Origin of the sequence: Streptomyces sp. NPDC015171, assembly GCF_043079545.1 — a bacterium.
In the GTDB taxonomy this organism is placed as follows: Bacteria; Actinomycetota; Actinomycetes; order Streptomycetales; family Streptomycetaceae; genus Streptomyces.
Genome location: NZ_JBIBUO010000018.1, coordinates 73,010 through 92,922 on the forward strand (window position 1 = coordinate 73,010; position 19,913 = coordinate 92,922).

The 19,913-nt window shown below is 76.2% G+C and carries 2 protein-coding genes (1 of these 2 cut by a window edge); both read left to right on the forward strand.

What is annotated here, in order from left to right:
- The gene (locus ACF073_RS34870) at positions 1–17,049 is read left to right on the forward strand and encodes a type I polyketide synthase (protein ID WP_392075485.1); all 17,049 of its coding nucleotides are present in this window, start codon (positions 1–3) and stop codon (positions 17,047–17,049) included.
- On the forward strand, positions 17,027–19,913 hold the start of the coding sequence (locus tag ACF073_RS34875; RefSeq protein ID WP_392075486.1) for an SDR family NAD(P)-dependent oxidoreductase. The gene runs 13,157 nt beyond the window's last position; 2,887 of the gene's 16,044 nt are visible here — the first part of the coding sequence; it begins with the start codon at positions 17,027–17,029; the stop codon falls past the right edge of the window. Before ACF073_RS34870 ends, ACF073_RS34875 begins: the two co-directional genes overlap by 23 nt.

Sequence of the window (19,913 nt, forward strand, 5' to 3'; positions counted from 1 at the left end):
GTGCGTCCCGACCTGGTCACACCGCTCGCGGTCACGTTGCACGAGCACGCTGTCCGCATCCCGGAAAAGGTCGCCTTCGCCGACGACCGGCGCGCGGTCACCTACGCGGAGCTGGAGGCGCGGACGCGGCGGCTCGCCGGACATCTCGTCCGTCTCGGACTGCGCCGCGGCGACCGGGTGGCGCTCTGCCTCGGCAACTCCGTGGCGATGGTGGAGGGCTATCTCGCGGTCGTGCGGGCCGGCGGCATCGGCGTGCCGATGAACCCGCGGTCCGCTCCGGCCGAGCTGGAGTATCTGCTCGCCGACAGCGGCGCGGGATTCGTGCTCGCGGGGGCGAGTAGTGCAGTGACGTTTCTGCAAGGGGTGGCGGCCACCGCCCCGGCCCCCACCGTGCTGGTGGCCGGCACCGCGTCCGTCCCGCCGGGCACCCACTCCTACGACGACCTCGCCGTCACCGACCCCGGCACGGCCGCCCCGGACGACCTCGGCCTGGACGAGGTGGCCTGGATGTTCTACACGTCCGGCACCACCGGCCGCCCCAAGGGCGTGCTGTCCACCCAGCGCAACTGCCTGTGGTCGGTCGCCGCCAGCTACGTACCCATCCCGGACCTGCGCCAGGACGACCGGGTGCTGTGGCCGCTTCCGCTGTTCCACAGCCTGTCCCACATCGCGTGTGTGCTGTCCGTGACCTCCGTCGGGGCCACCGCCCGCATCACGGACGGCAGTTCCGCCGACGACGTGCTGGAGCTGCTCCGCTCGGAGCGGGCCACCTTCCTCGCCGGCGTCCCCACCACCTACCACCACCTGGTCGGCACCGCCCGCCGCACCGGGCTCCTGCTGCCCGATCTGCGCATCGGGCTCGTCGGGGGCGCCGTCACCGGCTCCGAGCTGCGCCGCTCCTTCGAGGAGACCTTCGGCGTCCCCCTGGTCGACGCCTACGGCTCCACCGAGACCTGCGGCGCGATCACCATGAACCCGCCGGACGGCGCCCGGGTCGAGGGCTCCTGCGGGCTGCCCGTGCCCGGCGTCGACGTCCGCATCGTCGACCCCGACACCGGACAGGACGTGCCCGCCGGACAGGAGGGCGAGGTCTGGGTCAGCGGGCCCAATGTCATGGTCGGCTACCACAACAGCCCCGAGGCGACCCGGGCCGCGCTGCACGAGGGCTGGTTCCGCACCGGCGACCTGGCCCGCCGCGACGAGGCGGGCTACTTCACCGTCTGCGGCCGGCTCAAGGACCTGATCATCCGCGGCGGCGAGAACATCCACCCCGACGAGGTCGAAGCGGTCCTGCGCACCGCCCCCGGCGTCGCCGACGCCGGGGTCGCCGGAGTCTCCCACGACACCCTGGGCGAGGTGCCCGTCGCCTGGGTGGTCCCCGCACCGGACGGCCTGGACCCGGCCGCCCTGCTCGACCACTGCCGCGCCCGGCTCTCCGCCTACAAGCTCCCCGAGCGGATCCACGAGGTCTCCGGCATCCCGCGCACCCCCTCCGGGAAGATCGTCCGCCGGCTGCTCCCCGCCCAGCCGTACTGGCCGCGCCACACGGCCGACGGCCACCACGACGCACTGCTGACGCCCGCGTGGGTGCCGGCACCGGCCGGCACCGGCGACGCGCCGCCGACGGCGCTCACCCTGGTCGGCGAGGACACCACCGGGCTCGCCGCCGCCCTGCGCGCGGCCGGTGTGCACGCCGAACTCCACCCCCACCTCGCCTCCTCGGCCGCCCCGCCCGCCGGCCCCGTCGTCCTGCTGCCGCCGCCCGCCCAGGCCGACCCGGCAGCGCGGGCCCGCCTCCTCACCGACCAGCTGACCGGCGCGGACGCCCCCGCCGAACCGGTGGTCCTCACCCGGTCGGCCACCCCGGCCGGCGACACCGCGCCCGACCCCGTCGGCGCCGCGCTGTGGGCCGCCGTACGGTCGCTCCAGGCGGCCGGGCACACGCGGCCCACGATCATCGACACCGACGGCGGCGGACCGCGCGAGACGGCGGCGGCGCTGCTCGCCGCCCTCGGTTCCGGCGAGCCCCAACTGGCCGTCAGGGCGGGCGAACTGCTCGTTCCCCGGCTGCTGCGCACCCCGGTCGACGGCAGGCCGCGGCCCGCGGCGGACCCCGGCCGCCCCGGCACCGTCGTGGTCACCGGTACGGACACACCCGTGGGCGCCGCGCTCGCCCACCACCTCGCCGACCAGCACCGGGCCACCCGCCTGCTGCTCGTCCGCGCACCCGGCACCGCCGACGGCACCGACCCGGACGCCTGGCCCGCCGGCACCCGCGCCACCCGGGTCACCGCCGACGCGGCCGTCCTGCGCGCCGCCCTTGCGGACGCCCGGCCGGTGACCGCGGTGGTGCACACCGCGGACGATCCCGCCCTGGCCCGCACCCTCGACGAACTCCTCGACGACACCGACGTGTTCCTCACCGTCACCGACGGCTCCGCGACCCTGGGCGCTCCCGGCGACCCGGACCGCGCGGTGCGCGCCGCCCTCACCGAGGCGGTCGCGCACACCCGCAGACTGCGCGGCCGAGCCGCCGCCACCCTCGTATGGGCCGCCGACGAGGACGACACCCGCCTCCCCGACCTCCGGGCCGCGTTCGACGTACTCCTCGCAGGCCGGGCCCCGGCCCTCCTCGCACCGCGCCCCGCCCTGCCCGACCTTCTCCCGGCCCCGAACGGGCTCGACCGGGGGGACCCCCGTCGGCCGGTCCCCGCGCTGCTGCGGGCCCTGGCCGAGCCGCCCGCCCGGCAGGCCCGCCCCGACGCCGCCGTCACCGCCGCCCTGCGCGCCCGCCTGGCCGGCCTGGACGAGCGGGCCCAACGGGACCTCCTGGAAGGGCTGGTCAGCGAGCAGGCCGCCGCCGTCCTGCACGGCCCGGACGCGACCCCCCTGCCGGCCGGCCGCGCCTTCCGCGACCTGGGCCTGACCTCGGTGGCCGTCGTCGCCCTGCGCGACCGGCTGACCGAACACACCGGGCTGCGGCTGCCCACCACCGTGACCTTCGACCACCCCACCCCGCGGGACCTCGCCGCCCACCTGCGCTCCGCCGTCCTCGGCCTGGACGGCGACACCCGGGCGCGGCCGGAACCGCCGGCCGCCGACGCCGACCCGCAGGAGCCCATCGCCGTCGTCGGCATGGCCTGCCGGCTGCCCGGCGGCGTCAACACCCCCGAGGAACTGTGGGAGTTGCTGGCCGAGGGCCGCGACGCCGTCTCCGGCTTCCCCACCGACCGCGGCTGGGATCTCGACCGCCTCTTCGACGCGGACCCGGAGAAGGCCGGCACCTCCTACGTCGACCAGGGCGGCTTCCTGCCCGACGCCGGCGGCTTCGACGCGGACTTCTTCGGTATCTCGCCGCGCGAGGCCCTGGCCATGGACCCGCAGCAGCGGCTGCTCCTGGAAACGTCCTGGGAGGCCCTGGAGCGGGCCGGCGTCGACCCGCGGGCGCTGAAGGGCACGGACGTCGGCGTGTTCGCCGGAGTCATGGGCCAGCACTACGGATCCGGCGGCGCCCTCCCCGCGGAACTCGAAGGCTTCGTCACCACCGGAACCGCCTCCAGCGTGGCCTCCGGCCGTATCGCCTACGTGTACGGCCTCGAAGGCCCGGCCGTCACCGTGGACACGGCCTGCTCCTCCTCCCTGGTCGCCCTCCACCTGGCCGCGCAGGCCCTGCGGCGCGGGGAGTGCTCGATGGCCCTGGCCGGCGGCGCGACCGTCATGGCCACCCCGCACACCTTCGTGGAGTTCTCCCGGCAGCGGGCGCTGGCCTCGGACGGCCGCTGCAAGTCGTACGCCGAAGCCGCCGACGGCACCGGCTGGGCCGAGGGCGCGGGTGTCCTCGTCCTGGAGCGCCTGTCGCAGGCCCGCCGCAACGGCCATCGCGTGCTGGCGGTGGTCCGGGGCAGCGCGGTCAACCAGGACGGCGCCTCCAACGGCCTGACCGCACCGAGCGGCCCCGCCCAGCAGCGGGTGATCCGCCGGGCACTGGCCGACGCCGGGCTGGCCACGGCCGACGTGGACGCGGTCGAGGGCCACGGCACCGGCACGACCCTCGGCGACCCGATCGAGGCCCAGGCGCTCCTCGCCACCTACGGCCAGGACCGCGAACAGCCCCTGTGGCTGGGCTCGTTGAAGTCCAACATCGGCCACACGCAGGCCGCCGCCGGTGTCGCCGGCGTCATCAAGATGATCCAGGCCATGCGCCACGGCGTCCTGCCGGCCACGCTGCACGTCGACGCCCCCTCCTCCCAGGTCGACTGGTCGGCCGGCGCCGTCGAACTCCTCGCGGAGTCCCGCCGGTGGCCCGAGACCGCCGGACGCCCGCGCCGGGCCGGTGTGTCCTCCTTCGGCGTCAGCGGCACGAACGCACACGTGATCCTGGAACAGCCCGCGGAGGAGCCGGCGGCGGCCGTGGTGCCGGACGGCGGTGTGGTGCCGGTGGTGGTGTCGGCTGCGTCGGCGGGGTCGCTTGCGGGTCAGGCGGGACGGCTGGCTGCGTTCGTCGGTGACGCGGCTGTGTCGCTTGTCGAGGCCGCGGGTGTGCTGGCGGCGCGGCGGGCGGTGTTGTCGGAGCGGGCCGTGGTGGTCGCGGGTTCGCGTGCGGAGGCGGTGGCGGGGCTCGCGGGGCTGGCCCAGGGTGAGTCGGCGGCGGGGCTGGTCACCGGCAGCGCCGTGTCCGCCGGCCGGACCGTCCTGGTCTTCCCCGGCCAGGGTTCGCAGTGGCTGGGTATGGGCCGGGAGTTGTTGGAGTCGTCGCCGGTGTTCGCGGAGCGGGTCGCGGAGTGTGCGCGGGCCTTCGAGCCGTGGGTGGACTGGGATCTGACGGCTGTTCTGCGCGGTGATGTGGATCTGCTGGCCCGGGTGGATGTCGTGCAGCCGGCGAGTTTCGCGGTGATGGTCGGTGTGGCCGCCGTATGGGCGTCCGTGGGTGTGGTGCCGGATGCGGTGGTCGGGCACTCGCAGGGTGAGATCGCCGCCGCGTGCGTGGCGGGTGCGTTGTCGTTGGAGGACGCGGCGCGGATTGTTGCGGTGCGCAGTCGGGTGATCGCCGGTGGGTTGGCGGGTCGGGGTGGTATGGCCTCGGTGGCGCTGTCCGAGGCCGACGCGTCCGCACGGATCGCCGCGTGGGCTGGGCGGGTTGAGGTCGCCGCCGTGAACGGTCCCGCTTCGGTGGTGATCGCCGGTGACGCTCAGGCGCTGGACGAGGCGCTGGCCGCCCTGGAGGCCGACGGCGTCCGGGTGCGGCGGGTCGCCGTGGACTACGCCTCTCATACGCGTCATGTCGAGGCGATCGAGTCGTCGTTGGCCGAGGCGTTCGCGGAGATTGGCAGTAAGGCGCCGGTGGTGCCGTTCTTCTCGACGGTGACCGGTGAGTGGGTGCGTGAGGCGGGTGTGCTGGACGGCGGGTACTGGTATCGCAACCTGCGCGGTCAGGTCCGTTTCGGCCCGGCCATCGCTTCCCTCCTTGCCGAGGGGCACTCGGTGTTCATCGAGTCCAGCGCCCACCCCGTCCTCGTTCAGCCGATCAACGAGATCGTGGACGAGAGGGAGTCCGAGGCGGTTGTCAGCGGTTCGTTGCGGCGTGATGAGGGCGGACTGCGGCGGCTGCTGACGTCGATGGCCGAGGTGTTCGTCCGGGGTGTGGCCGTCGACTGGACGGGTGTGCTGCCGGTCGGTGCGGGTGCGGCGCACCTGGACCTGCCGACGTACGCCTTCGAGCACCGCCACTACTGGCTGAAGACCGCTCCCGCGGCGGACGCCGCCTCGCTCGGGCAGGGCGGTGCCGACCATCCCCTGGTCGGTGCCGTCGTCGGGCGGCCGGACTCAGGTGGCTTCATGACGACTTCGCGCTGGTCACCGCGCTCCCAGCCGTGGCTGGCCGAGCACCTCGTCGGGGACGCGGTCCTGGTGCCGAACGCGGCGCTGGTCGAGCTGGCGCTCCGGCTCGGTGACGAGGCCGGCGCACCGGTCGTGGCGGAGCTGACCGTCGAACGGCCCGTGGTCCTGCCCGTGCGCGGCGGCCGAGCCGTCCAGACGGTGGTGGGCGAGGCCGACGGCACCGGGCGGCGCACGGTCGAGGTGTACTCGCGCGCGGACGACTCCGCGCTGGACGCCGTCTGGACGCGGCACGCCCGCGGCACACTGGCGCCCGCCCCGGCGGACGACGAGCGGGCCGCCGACGGGCCCGGCGCCGAGGTGGCCCTCGGCGAGGCCGCAGGGGACGCCGACCGGTACGGCGTCCACCCCACCCTGCTCGACGCGGCCGTGCGGACCGCACTGCCCGCCGGGACCCTCGCGGTCACCTGGCGCGGCGTCGCACTGCGCGCGTCCGGCGCGACCGCCGTCACCGTGCGGTCGGCGGACGCGGCAGGGGAAGGCACCCGGCTCGACCTGACCGACCCGGCCGGGCGGCCCGTGCTGGCCGTCGACGCGGTGCTGGCGGAGCCGTTCGACCCGGTGCGCGCCGGACTCGCCGAGGCGCTCACCCACGACGCGCTGTTCCGCGTCGACTGGACGGAGCTGGTCCTCCCGGCGGGTGACGGCACGCCCGCCGCCGTCAGCGTCGAGACCGCGCAGGACGTCGTCACGGCCGGGCAGGACGTGACCGACGGCGCCGCGGACACGGACGTCCTGCTGTACGCCCTCGACCCCGCAGTGACCGATCCGCGCACGGCGCTCACCGACGCGCTCGGCGTCCTGCACGCGTGGCTCGCCGAGCCCGCCCTGGAGCGGACCCGGCTGGTCGTGGCCGCCACCGCCGACGGCACGGACCTCGCCACGGCCGCCGTACGGGGCCTGCTGCGTTCCGCGCAGTCCGAGCACCCCGGCCGGATCCTGCTCGCCGAGTTCGACGGCCCGGCCGGCGCGCGGGACCTCGACGCGGCGGCCCGCTCCGCGCTGCCCGGCCTGCTGGCCTCCGGCGAACCGGTGATACGCGTCCGGGCCACGGGCGCCGAAGTGCCCCGGCTCGCCCGCGCCGACGTCCCGGCGGAGGAGCACGGCACCCCGGCGCCGGGACGCGCGCTCGATCCCGCCGGGACCGTCCTGATCACCGGCGGCACCGGCACCCTCGGCGCGCTGACCGCCCGGCACCTGGTCACCGAGCACGGCGTCCGCCGGCTGCTCCTGCTCAGCAGGCGCGGCCCCGCGGCCGACGGCGCCGCCGCGCTGTCCGATGAGCTGACCGCGCTCGGCGCCACCGTCACCCTCGTCGCCTGCGACACCGCCGACCGGGACCAGCTCACGGCCGCCCTCGCCGCGGTGCCCGCCGACCACCCGCTGACCGCCGTCCTGCACACCGCCGGGACCCTGGACGACGGCGTGCTCACCGCGCTCACCCCGCAGCGCGTCGACACCGTACTGCGGCCCAAACTGGACGCGGCCCTGCTGCTGGACGAGCTGACCCGGGACCACGACCTCGCGGCGTTCGTGCTGTTCTCCTCGGCCGCCAACGTGTTCGGCAACCCGGGCCAGGGCAACTACGCCGCCGCCAACGCCGGTCTGGACGCGCTCGCCCGGCGCCGCCGCGCCCAGGGCCTGCCCGGTGTCTCGCTGGCCTGGGGCTACTGGGAGCGGGCCAGCGGCATGACCCGGCACCTGGGCGCAGCCGACCTGCACCGCAACCGGCGGCTCGGCATGGCCGCGCTCTCCACGGCCGAGGGCATGGCGCTGCTGGACCTCGCCCTGCGCCCCGGCGGCACGCTGCCCGCCGCCCCGGTGGCCGCCAAGCTGGACCTGCCGGCCCTCCGCGCGGCGGCCCGCACCGCACCCGTGGCGCCGCTGCTGCGCGGCCTCGCGCCCACACCGCGCTCGTCGGCCCGCGCCGCCGGTGCCGCAGGCCAGGGCAGCCTGCGCGACCGCCTCGTCCCGCTGGACCCGGCGGCCCGGAGCGCGCTGCTGCTCGACCTGGTCCGGCGCAACGCCGCCGACGTGCTCGGCCACGGCACCGCCGACGCCGTCCGCGCCGACCGGGCCTTCAAGGACGCCGGGTTCGACTCGCTGACCGCGGTGGAGCTGCGCAACCGGCTGGCGACCGCCACCGGCCTCACGCTGCCCTCGGCCGTCGTCTTCGACTACCCGAAGCCCACCGCGCTCGCCGAACACCTGCGGGACCGCCTCACCGGCGCCGCCACCACCGGTGACGCCGCCGCGGGCGCCGCCGCGGCGCCCGCCGCGGCCGACGAGCCGATCGCGATCGTCGCGATGGCCTGCCGCTTCCCCGCCGGAGTGCACAGCCCCGAGGACCTGTGGCGGGTCGTCGCCGACGGGGTCGACGCCGTCACGGAGTTCCCGGACGACCGCGGCTGGGACATCGACCGGCTGTACGACACCGATCCCGACAAGGCCGGGACGACCTACGTGCGGCACGGCGCGTTCCTCGACGACGCGCCCGGCTTCGACGCCGCCTTCTTCGGCATCTCCCCGAACGAGGCCCTCGCCATGGACCCGCAGCAGCGGCTGCTGCTGGAGACGTCCTGGGAGGCGTTCGAACGCGCCGCGATCGATCCCACCGCGCTCGGCGGCCGGGACATCGGGGTCTTCGTCGGCGTCAACAGCCACGACTACACCGTGCGCCTGCACCACTCGGCCGACGCCGAGGGCTTCCGGCTCACCGGCGGCTCCGGCAGCGTCGTGTCGGGCCGCGTCGCCTACCACTTCGGCTTCGAGGGCCCGGCCGTCACCCTCGACACGGCCTGCTCCTCCTCCCTCGTCGCCCTGCACCTCGCGGCCCAGGCCCTGCGCAACGGGGAGTGCTCGATGGCGCTCGCCGGCGGCGTGATGGTGATGGGCAACGTGGAGACGTTCGTCGAGTTCTCCCGGCAGCGCGGCCTGGCCCCCGACGGCCGGTGCAAGGCGTTCGCGGACGGCGCGGACGGCACCGGCTGGTCCGAGGGCGTCGGCCTGCTGCTGGTCGAGCGGCTCTCGGAGGCCGAGCGGCAGGGCCACCAGGTGCTCGCCGTGATCCGGGGCAGCGCGGTCAACCAGGACGGCGCCTCCAACGGGCTCACCGCCCCCAACGGCCCCTCGCAGCAACGGGTGATCCGCCGGGCCCTGGCCGCCTCCGGGCTGACCACGACGGACGTCGACGCCGTGGAGGCGCACGGCACCGGCACGGTCCTCGGCGACCCGATCGAGGCCCAGGCCCTGCTCGCCACCTACGGCCAGGACCGCGACGCGGACAAGCCGCTGTGGCTCGGCTCGGTGAAGTCCAACCTCGGGCACACCCAGGCCGCCGCCGGAGTCGCCGGCGTCATCAAGATGGTCATGGCGATGCGTCACGGCCTGCTGCCCCGCACCCTGCACGTGGACCGGCCCTCCCGGCACGTCGACTGGTCGGCGGGCGCGGTGGAGGTGCTCACCGAGGCCCGGCCCTGGCCGGAGAACGGGCGCCCGCGCCGCGCCGGCGTCTCCGCCTTCGGCATCGGCGGCACCAACGCCCACCTGGTGCTGGAACAGGCGCCCGCGTCCGCCGGAGCCCCGGCGCACGACGCCCTACAGGACGCCCCGGACGCCCCGGATGCCCCGGAGGGCGGGGACGGCCTCCTTCTCTTCCCCGTCTCCGCCCGCACCGCCGCCGGTCTGCGCGGCCAGGCGGCCCGGCTCGCCGACTGGGTCGAGGACCGGACCGGCACACCGCTCGGCGCCACCGCCCACGCGCTCGCCACCGCCCGCGCCCACCTCGACCACCGCGCGGTCGTCCTGGCCGCCGACCGGCAGCGGCTCACCGACGCGCTGCGCGCGCTCGCCGGGGGCGGTGCCGACGCGGACACCGTCACCGGTTCTCCCGCCGACGGCAAGCTCGCCTTCCTGTTCACCGGGCAGGGCAGCCAGTGGGCCGGCATGGGCCGCGAACTCGCCGCGGCCCACCCGGTGTTCCGCGACGCCTTCGAGGCCGCCTGCGCCGCCGTGGAACGCCACCTGCACGGTCTCGACCACTCCCTGACGGACGTGGTGTCCGCCGAGCCCGGCACCGACCTGGCCGCCCTGCTCGACCAGACCCTCTACACCCAGGGCGCGCTGTTCGCCCTGGAGACCGCGCTGTTCCGCCTGTTCACCTCCTGGGGCGTACGGCCCGACCTGCTCGCCGGCCACTCCGTCGGCGAGATCGCCGCCGCCCACGCGGCCGGCATCCTGGACCTCGCGGACGCCGGTGAACTGGTCGCGGCCCGCGGCCGGCTGATGCAGGCCCTGCCCGAGGGCGGCGCGATGATCGCCGTCGAGGCGACCGAGGCCGAGGCGGCCCCGCTGCTCGCCGGGAGCGCGGGCACCGTAGGGATCGCCGCGGTCAACGGGCCGCGGGCGCTGGTCCTTTCCGGCGCCGAGGACGCCGTCCTCGCCGTCGCCGCACGCCTCGCCCAGGACGGCCACCGCACCCGGCGGCTCCCCGTCAGCCACGCCTTCCACTCCGCCCTGATGGAGCCGATGCTCGACGAGCTGCGCGCCGTCGCCGCCCGGCTCCGCTACCGGCCCGGCACCCTGCCGGTCGTCTCCACGCTCACCGGCGCCCTCGCCGCCGACGGGCTGCTCGCGAGCCCCGAGTACTGGGTCGACCAGGCCCGGCACGCCGTCCGGTTCGCCGACGCCGTCACCACCCTGCGCGACCAGGGCGTCGTGACCCATCTCGAACTGGGCCCCGGCGGAGTCCTCAGCGCCATGGCCCTCGGCACCCTCGGACCGGACACCCGCGGCTGTGTCAGCACACTGCGCCGGGACACCGCCGAGGACACCGCGGTGCGCGGCGCGCTCGCCGAACTGCATGTGCGGGGCGTACCGGTCGACTGGACCGCCCTGCCCGGCGGCCCGGCGCCCGCCGTCGGCCCCCGCCTGCCCACCTACGCCTTCCAGCACCAGCGGTACTGGGTGGAGGCCGGCACCGCCTCCGACGCCGAGGCGCTCGGCGCCCGGTCCGCCGGCCACCCGCTGCTGGGCGGCGTCGTGGAGGTCCCCGGCGCGCACGGCGGCACCGGCGTCGTCCTCACCGGCCGGCTGTCCGCGCGCAGCCCCGGCCTGCTCCCCGGCGCGCACACCGGAGGCGCGGCGACCGTACCGGCCGCCGTGCTGCTGGAGCTGCTCGTCCGGGCCTGTGACGAGGCCGGCGGCGGCACCGTCGAGCGGATCACCGTCGACACCCCCCTCGTCGTCCCCGCGCACGGCGACCTCCAGCTGCGCGTCTTCGCGGACGCCCCCGGCCCCGACGGGGTGCGCGGCGCCGCCGTGCACAGCCGGCCGGCCGGGCAGGAGGGCGAGCCGTGGCTCCGGCACGCCGCGGCCACCCTGGTGCCCGGCGTCCCGCAGCACGCCTTCGACCCGATCGGCCGGCCCGACGAACCGGCCGGGACCGGCGCCCCGGCCGGGACCGGCGCCCCGGCCGGGGTGCGCGCCCTGTGGCGGCGCGACGGCGCAGTCCTCGCCGAACTCGCGCTGCCCGCCGAACTCGACGGCGAGGCGGCGGCGTTCACCCTCCACCCGGTGCTGCTCGACACGGCCCTGCGGGTGGCGGCCGAGGCCGCGCACCCCGGCGCGGCCGGCACCGTCCTGACCGGCTGCGCCGCCCTCGCGGTGTACGCGGTCGGCGCCACCGAACTGCGGGCGCGCGTCACCCCGGCCGCGGCCGGCGGACACCTGGTCGAGCTGGCCGACCCGGCCGGGCGGCCCGTCGCCCTGCTCGGCCCGGTGACGCTCGCGGCCACGGCGGCCGAAGGCGCCGTCCCGGCCGACGGGCCGGGCACCGCGGCGGGCCCCGAGCCGCGCACCGGCGCGGGGGACGACTCCGTCCCGGTTCCGGCCCGCGCCCCCGGTGCCGCCCCGGCCCGGCGGGTCATCCGCCGGGAACCGGCCGCCGACGGCAACGAGCTGGCCGCCCGGCTGGCCGGACTCGCCGACGCGGAACAGCGCCGGGTCCTGCTGGACCTGGTCCGGGAGAGCGCCGCCGTCGTCCTCGGCCACCGCGACACGGACGGCTTCGACGAGGGCCAGCCGTTCAAGAACCTCGGCTTCGACTCGCTCACCGCCGTCAAACTCCGCAACCGGCTGCACGACTTCACCGGCGTCAGCCTGCCCAGCAGCCTGGTCTTCGACCACCCGACCCCGGCCCTGCTCGCGGACCATCTGCGCGGCGAACTCCTCGGCACCCGCCCGGAGATCCCCGCCGTCACCCGGCGCGGCACCGCCGACCCGGACGAGCCGATCGCCATCATCGCCATGAGCAGCAGGCTGCCCGGCGGCGTCACCAGCCCCGAGGAACTCTGGCAGCTCGTCATGGACCGGCGTGACGCCATCACCGGATTCCCCGTCGACCGCGACTGGGACATCGACAAGCTCTACCACCCGGACCCGGCCCACCCCGGCACCAGCTACACCCGGGCGGGCGGCTTCCTGCACGACGCCGGCCGGTTCGACGCCCCGCTCTTCGGCATCTCGCCGCGCGAGGCGCTGGCGATGGACCCCCAGCAGCGGCTGCTGCTGGAGACCTCCTGGGAGGCCATGGAGCGGGCCGGCATCGACCCGCTGTCCACCCGCGGCCAGGACATCGGCGTGTTCACCGGCATCGTCCACCACGACTACGTGACCCGGCTGCGCCAGGTGCCCGAGGACGTCCAGGGCTACACCATGACCGGTACGGCCGCCAGCGTGGCCTCGGGCCGGGTGTCGTACGTGTTCGGTTTCGAGGGCCCGGCCGTCACCGTGGACACGGCCTGCTCCTCCTCCCTGGTCGCCATGCACCTCGCGGCCCAGGCCCTGCGCGGCGGCGAGTGCTCCCTCGCCCTGGCCGGCGGCGCCACCGTCATGGCGAGCCCCGACGCCTTCCTGGAGTTCTCGCGGCAGCGCGGCCTGTCCGCCGACGGCCGCTGCAAGGCGTACTCCTCCACCGCCGACGGCACCGGCTGGGCCGAAGGGGTCGGCGTGGTCCTGCTGGAGCGGCTTTCGCAGGCGCGGCGCAACGGCCACCGGGTGCTCGCGGTGCTGCGCGGCAGCGCGGTCAACCAGGACGGCGCCTCCAACGGCCTGACCGCCCCCAACGGGCCCTCGCAGCAGCGGGTGATCCGCAGCGCCCTGGCCGCCGCCGGGCTCGAACCCGCCGACGTGGACCTGGTGGAGGGCCACGGCACCGGCACCGTCCTCGGCGACCCGATCGAGATCCAGGCCCTGCTCGCCACCTACGGCCAGGGCCGCGACGCGGACAAGCCCCTGTGGCTCGGTTCGGTGAAGTCCAACATCGGGCACACCCAGGCCGCCGCCGGAGTCGCCGGTGTCATCAAGACGGTGGAGGCGATGCGGCACGGCGTCATGCCCGCCACCCTGAACGTCGCCGAGCCCACCGCCCAGGCCGACTGGTCGGCGGGCGCGGTCGAACTGCTCACCGAGGCCCGGGAGTGGGACCGCGACGGCCGGCCGCGCCGGGCCGCCGTCTCCTCGTTCGGCGCCAGCGGCACCAACGCGCACGTCATCCTGGAGGAGGCGCCCGAGCCCGACCACGAGACCCGGCCGGAGTCCGGGCCCGCCGCCCGGCCGGCACCGGCCGACGGCGTCGTACCGCTGGTGGTGTCGGCCCGCAGCACGGCCTCCCTCACCGTCCAGGCCGGGCGCCTCGCGACGCTCGTCGCGGACCCCGGCGGCGCCGCCGACGCGGCCCCGGCCGAGATCGCGGGCGCGCTCGTCACCCGCCGCGCCCTGCTCTCCGAGCGGGCCGTGGTCATCGCCGGCTCCCGCGACGAGGCACTGACCGGGCTCGGCGCGCTGGCCCGCGGCGAGAGCAGCCCGCTCCTCGTGAGCGGAACGGTCGCCGGCTCCGGCGGACCCGGCAGGACCGTGCTCGTCTTCCCCGGCCAGGGTTCGCAGTGGACCGGGATGGGCCGCGAACTGCTGGAGACCTCGCCGGTGTTCGCGGAGCGGATCGCGCAGTGCGCCCGGGCGCTGGAGCCGTGGGTGGACTGGGACCTGACGGCCGTGCTGCGCGGGGACGCCGACCTGCTGGCCCGCGTCGACGTGGTGCAGCCGGCCAGCTTCGCCGTGAACGTCGCGCTGGCTGCCGTCTGGGCCTCCGTGGGCGTCGTACCGGACGCGGTGGTCGGGCACTCGCAGGGCGAGATCGCGGCGGCCTGCGTGGCCGGTGCGCTGTCGCTGGAGGACGCGGCCCGGATCGTGGCCGTACGCAGCCAGGTCATCGCCGGTGAACTGGCGGGCCGGGGCGGTATGGCCTCGGTGATGCTCTCGGCGGCGGACGTGGTCGCGCGGATCGCCCCGTGGGACGGGCGCGTCGAACTGGCCGCTGTCAACGGCCCCACGTCGGTCGTCGTCGCCGGTGACGCCGAGGCGCTGGACGAGGCACTGGCCGCGCTGGCGGCCGACGGGGTGCGCGTGCGGCGGGTCGCGGTGGACTACGCCTCCCACACCCGGCACGTCGAGGCGATCGAGAACTCGCTGGGCAAGGCGTTCGCCGACATCCGCAGCCAGGCGCCGGTGGTGCCGTTCTTCTCCACCGTCACCGGCGAGTGGGTCCGCGACGCGGGCGTCCTCGACGGCGGGTACTGGTACCGCAACCTGCGCGGCCAGGTGCGCTTCGGGCCGGCCGTCGCCTCGCTCCTCGCCGAGGGGCACACGGTGTTCGTCGAGTCCAGCGCCCACCCCGTCCTCGTCCAGCCCGTGAACGAGATCTTCGACGAGACCGCCGACGACAACGTCCGGCTCCGCGCCGTCGCCGCCGGATCGCTGCGGCGCGACGAGGGCGGTCTGCGCCGGTTGCTGACGTCGATGGCCGAGGTGTTCGTCCGGGGCGTGGCCGTCGACTGGACGGGCGTCCTGCCCGCCGGGGCCGGCGACGCCCGGGTGGACCTGCCGACGTACGCCTTCGACCGCCAGCACTTCTGGCTCCGGGAGGCGGACACCGGCACGGACGACGCCCCGGTGGCCGAGGGCGCCGAGAACGACTTCTGGACCGCCGTCGAACAGGCCGACGCCGACTCCCTCGCCCAGCTGCTCGACCTGGCCGCCGCCGAGCACCGCGCCGCGCTGCGCACCGTCGTCCCCGTGCTGGCCGACTGGCGCGGCAGGAGGCGCGAGCGGTCGGCGGCGCAGAAGCTGCGCTACCACGTCACCTGGCGGCCACTGGACCAGGACGGCGCCGGCGTCCCCGGCGGCACCTGGCTCGCCGTCGTCCCGGCGGACCGGAAGCCCGGCTCACCGCCGGACGAGCTGCTGCGCGAACTCACCGCCCAGGGCCTCGACGTCGTCCCCGTGGAGATCGCGGCGGCCGACGCCACCCGCGCCCGGATCGGCGACCAGCTCACGGCCGCCCTCGCCGCGCACGACGTCACCGCCGTGCTGTCGCTGCTCGCGCTCGACCCGGGCGGCCAGGAAGGGCCGCAGGACCCCGTCCCGCTGACCGCCGCCACCCTCGCGCTGGTGCAGGCGCTCGGCGACGCCGGGGCCGGCCAGCCGCTGTGGGCCCTGACCCGGGGCGCCGTCAACACCGGTATCCAGGACACCGTCACCGCGCCGGCCCAGGCGGCCGTCTGGGGCGTCGGCCGGGCCGCCGCCCTGGAACGCGGCGACCGCTGGGGCGGACTGATCGACCTGCCCGCCGTCCTCGACGCCCGGGCCGTCCGCCATCTGCTCGGCGCGCTCGGCACCACCGGCGACGACGACCAGCTGGCCGTGCGCAGGTCCGGCGTGCACACCCGCAGGCTGCTGCGCAAGGCTGCCCCCGACCCGGCCGCCGGCGCCGGCTGGCAGCCGGGCGGCACCGTCCTGGTGACCGGCGGCGCCGAGGGCCTCGGCCGGCACGCCTCCCTGTGGCTCGCCCGGTCCGGTGCCCGGCGGCTCGTCGTCACCACCACCGCCGAGGCACCCGAGGGCGCGCTCGCCGCGCTGTCGGCCGAGGTGGCCGCGCTCGGCACCGGCACCGCCGTCGAGGCGTGCGCCGACACCGACCGGACCGCGATCGAACGCCTGCTCGCCGCGTCCCCGGACGACCAGCCGCTCACCGCCGTCGTGCACACCGCCGACATCGCCAGGACCGCCACCGTGGACGACACCGGCATCCCCGAACTCACCGAGGTGTTCACGGCCAAGGTGGACACGGCCCGCTGGCTCGCCGAGCGGTTCGCGGACACCCCGCTCGACGCGTTCGTGGTGTTCTCCTCGATCGCCGGTATCTGGGGCGGCGGCGGACAGGGCCCGTCCGGTGCGGCCAACGCCGTCCTCGACGCCCTGGTGGAGTGGCGGCGCGGCCAGGGCCACCCGGCCACCGCGATCGCCTGGGGCGCCCTCGACGAGACCGGCGTCGGCATGGACGAGGACACCCTCGTCCAGCTGCGCCGGCGCGGTGTGCTGCCGATGGACCCGCAGATCGCCGTCACCGCCTTCGAACAGGCCGTCCGGGCCCAGGAGAAGGCCGTCACGGTGGTCGACATGGACTGGGACGCCTTCGTCCCGGCGTTCACCTCCGTCCGGCCGAGCCCGCTCTTCGCCGACCTGCCCGAGGCGCAGGCCGCGCTGCGGGCCACCCAGCCGGACACCGAGAACGGCGACACCACCGCCGGCCTCGTCGACTCCCTGCGCGACGTCCCCGACGCCGAGCAGAACCGCGTCCTGCTCCGCCTGGTGTGCGGGCACGCCGCCACCGTCCTCGGCCACAGCGGCGCCGAGAGCATCGGACCGCTCCAGGCCTTCCAGGAGGTCGGCTTCGACTCGCTCGCCGCGGTCAACCTGCGCAACAGCCTCCATGTGGCGACCGGCCTGCGGCTGCCCGCCACCCTCATCTTCGACTACCCCACGCCGGACGCCCTCGTCGGCTACCTGCGCTCCGAGCTGCTACGGGACGCGGACGACGGGCTCGACGGGCGGGAGGACGACCTCAGGCGAGCCCTCGCCGACGTCCCCCTCGCCCGGTTCAGGGAAGCCGGCGTCCTGGACACCCTGCTCGGCCTCGTGGACACCGAGGACGACGCCGCGCCCGCGGCGACGGCCCCGGCCGAGGACGACGAGACCCTGATCGACGCCATGGACGTTGCCGATCTCGTGCAGCGTGCTCTGGGCGGGACGAGCTGACCCCATGACAGCGGACGCACCACGGAGGACGGATATGCCGGGCCCGGACGACCAGATCGTCAACGCGCTGCGCGCCTCCCTCAAGGAGAACGCGCGCCTGCAGCAGGAGAACAGCAAACTCGCGGCGGTCGCTGCCGAGCCCATCGCCATCGTCTCCATGGCCTGCCGGTACGCGGGGGGCATCCGCACCCCGGAGGACCTGTGGCGCGTGGTGACCGACGGCACCGACGTCTACACGGCGTTCCCCGAGAACCGCGGCTGGGACCTGGAGGGCCTCTACCACCCCGACCCGGACAATCCCGGCACCACCTACGTCCGCGAGGGCGCCTTCCTGCACGACGCCGGCGACTTCGACGCCGCGTTCTTCGGCATCTCCCCGCGCGAGGCCCTCGCCATGGACCCGCAGCAGCGCCAGCTGCTCGAGGTGTCCTGGGAGACCCTGGAACGGGCCGGTATCGACCCGCACTCCGTACGCGGCAGCGACATGGGCGTCTTCGCCGGCATCGTCCACCAGGACTACGCCCCCGACCTCAGCGGCCACGAGGGCTACCTCAGCCTCGAACGCGCCCTGGGCACCGCGGGCGGCGTCGCCTCCGGCCGGGTCGCCTACACCCTCGGCGTCGAGGGCCCCGCGGTCACCGTCGACACCATGTGCTCCTCCTCCCTGGTCGCCATCCACCTCGCCATGCAGGCGCTGCGCCGCGGCGAGTGCTCCATGGCGCTGGCCGGCGGCTCCACCGTGATGTCCACCCCCGGCGGCTTCGTCGGCTTCGCCCGCCAGCGCGGCCTCGCCTTCGACGGCCGCTGCAAGTCCTACGCCGCGGCGGCCGACGGCTCCAGCTGGGCCGAGGGCGTCGGCGTCGTCCTCCTCGAAACGCTGACGCAGGCCCAGGAGCGCGGCCACCGCGTCCTGGCCGTCATCCGCGGCTCGGCCGTCAACCAGGACGGCGCCTCCAACGGCCTCACCGCCCCCAACGGCCCCTCCCAGCAGCGCGTCATCCGCAAGGCGCTGGCCGGCGCCGGACTCACCACCACCGACGTCGACATGGTGGAGGGCCACGGCACCGGCACCGTCCTCGGCGACCCCATCGAGGCGCAGGCCATCCTCGCCACCTACGGCCAGGACCGCCCCGCGGGGCAGCCGCTGCGCCTCGGCTCCGTCAAGTCCGTCATCGGCCACACCCAGGCCGCCTCCGGTGTCGCCGGCGTCATCAACATGGTGCAGGCGCTGCGCCACGGCCTGATGCCGGCCAGCCGGCACATCGACGCCCCCTCCCCGCAGGTCGACTGGTCGGCGGGTGCCGTGGAACTGCTCACCGAGGCGCGGGAGTGGCCCGAGACCGGCCGGCCGCGCCGGGTCGGCGTCTCCTCGTTCGGCGCCAGCGGCACCAACGCCCATCTGATCCTGGAGCAGGCCCCCGAGCGGGAGACCCCGCACGAGGCGCCCGCGGCACCGGGCGGTGTGCTGCCCCTGGTGGTGACGGCGGCCTCCGAAGCCTCACTCACCGGCCAGGCCGGCCGCCTCGCCGCCTTCCTGGAGGACGCGGCGGACACCCCGCTCGCCGACATCGCGGGCACCCTCGCCACCCGGCGTGCCGTCCTCGGCGAACGCGCCGTGGTGATCGCGGACACCCGCGAGGAGGCCCTGGCCGCGCTGACCGCCCTCGCCCGCGACGAGCAGACGGCCGGTGTCGTCCGGGGCGCCGCCACCGCGGCCGGCGCCGGCAAGACCGTCCTCGTCTTCCCGGGCCAGGGCACCCAGTGGACCGGCATGGGCCGCGAACTGCTGGACACCTCACCGGTGTTCGCCGCCCGCGTCGCGGAGTGCGCCCGGGCCCTGGAACGCTGGGTGGACTGGGACCTGACGGCCGTCCTGCGCGGCGAGGCCGACGCCGACCTGCTCACCCGGGTCGACGTCGTACAGCCCGCGAGCTTCGCCGTGGCGGTCGGCCTGGCCGCCGTCTGGGCCTCCGTCGGGGTCGTACCGGACGCCGTGGTCGGCCACTCGCAGGGCGAGATCGCCGCCGCCTGTGTGGCGGGCGCGCTGTCCCTGGACGACGCGGCCCGCATCGTCGCCGTCCGCAGCCAGGTCATCCGCGCCCGGCTCGCCGGACGCGGCGGCATGGCCTCCGTCGCCCTCACCGAGGACGACGTCACCGCCCGGCTGGAGCGCTGGGCGGACCGGGTCGAGGTGGCCGCCGTCAACGGCCCCTCCTCCGTGGTGATCGCCGGCGACGCCGAGGCCCTGGACGAGGTCCTGGACACGCTGGAGGACCAGGGCGTGCGCGTGCGCCGCATCGCCGTGGACTACGCCTCGCACAGCCGGCACGTCCAGTCCGTGCAGGAGGCCCTGACCGAGGCCTTCGCCGACATCAGCGGCGCCGCCCCCGCCATCCCCTTCCTGTCCACCGTGACCGGCGAGTGGGTCCGCGACGCGGGCGTACTCGACGGCGGCTACTGGTACCGCAACCTGCGCCGGCAGGTCCGCTTCGGGCCGGCCGTCGCCACCCTCCTCGCCGAGGGCCACACCGTCTTCGTCGAGTCCAGCGCCCACCCCGTCCTCGTCCAGCCCATCTCCGAACTCGCTGACGCGACCGACGCCGTGGTCACCGGCTCGCTGCGCCGCGACGACGGCGGACCGCGCCGGCTGCTCACCTCCCTCGCCGAGGTCTTCGCCGGCGGCGTCGCCGTCGACTGGCAGGGCATCCTGCCCGAGGCCGCCCGCTCCGCCCACGCGGACCTGCCGACCTACGCCTTCGACCGCCGCCACTACTGGATCCAGCTGACCGCCAACGGCGACGCCGCCTCCCTCGGCGTCACCGGCAGCGAGCACCCGCTGCTCGGCGCGGTCGTCCCGCTGCCGC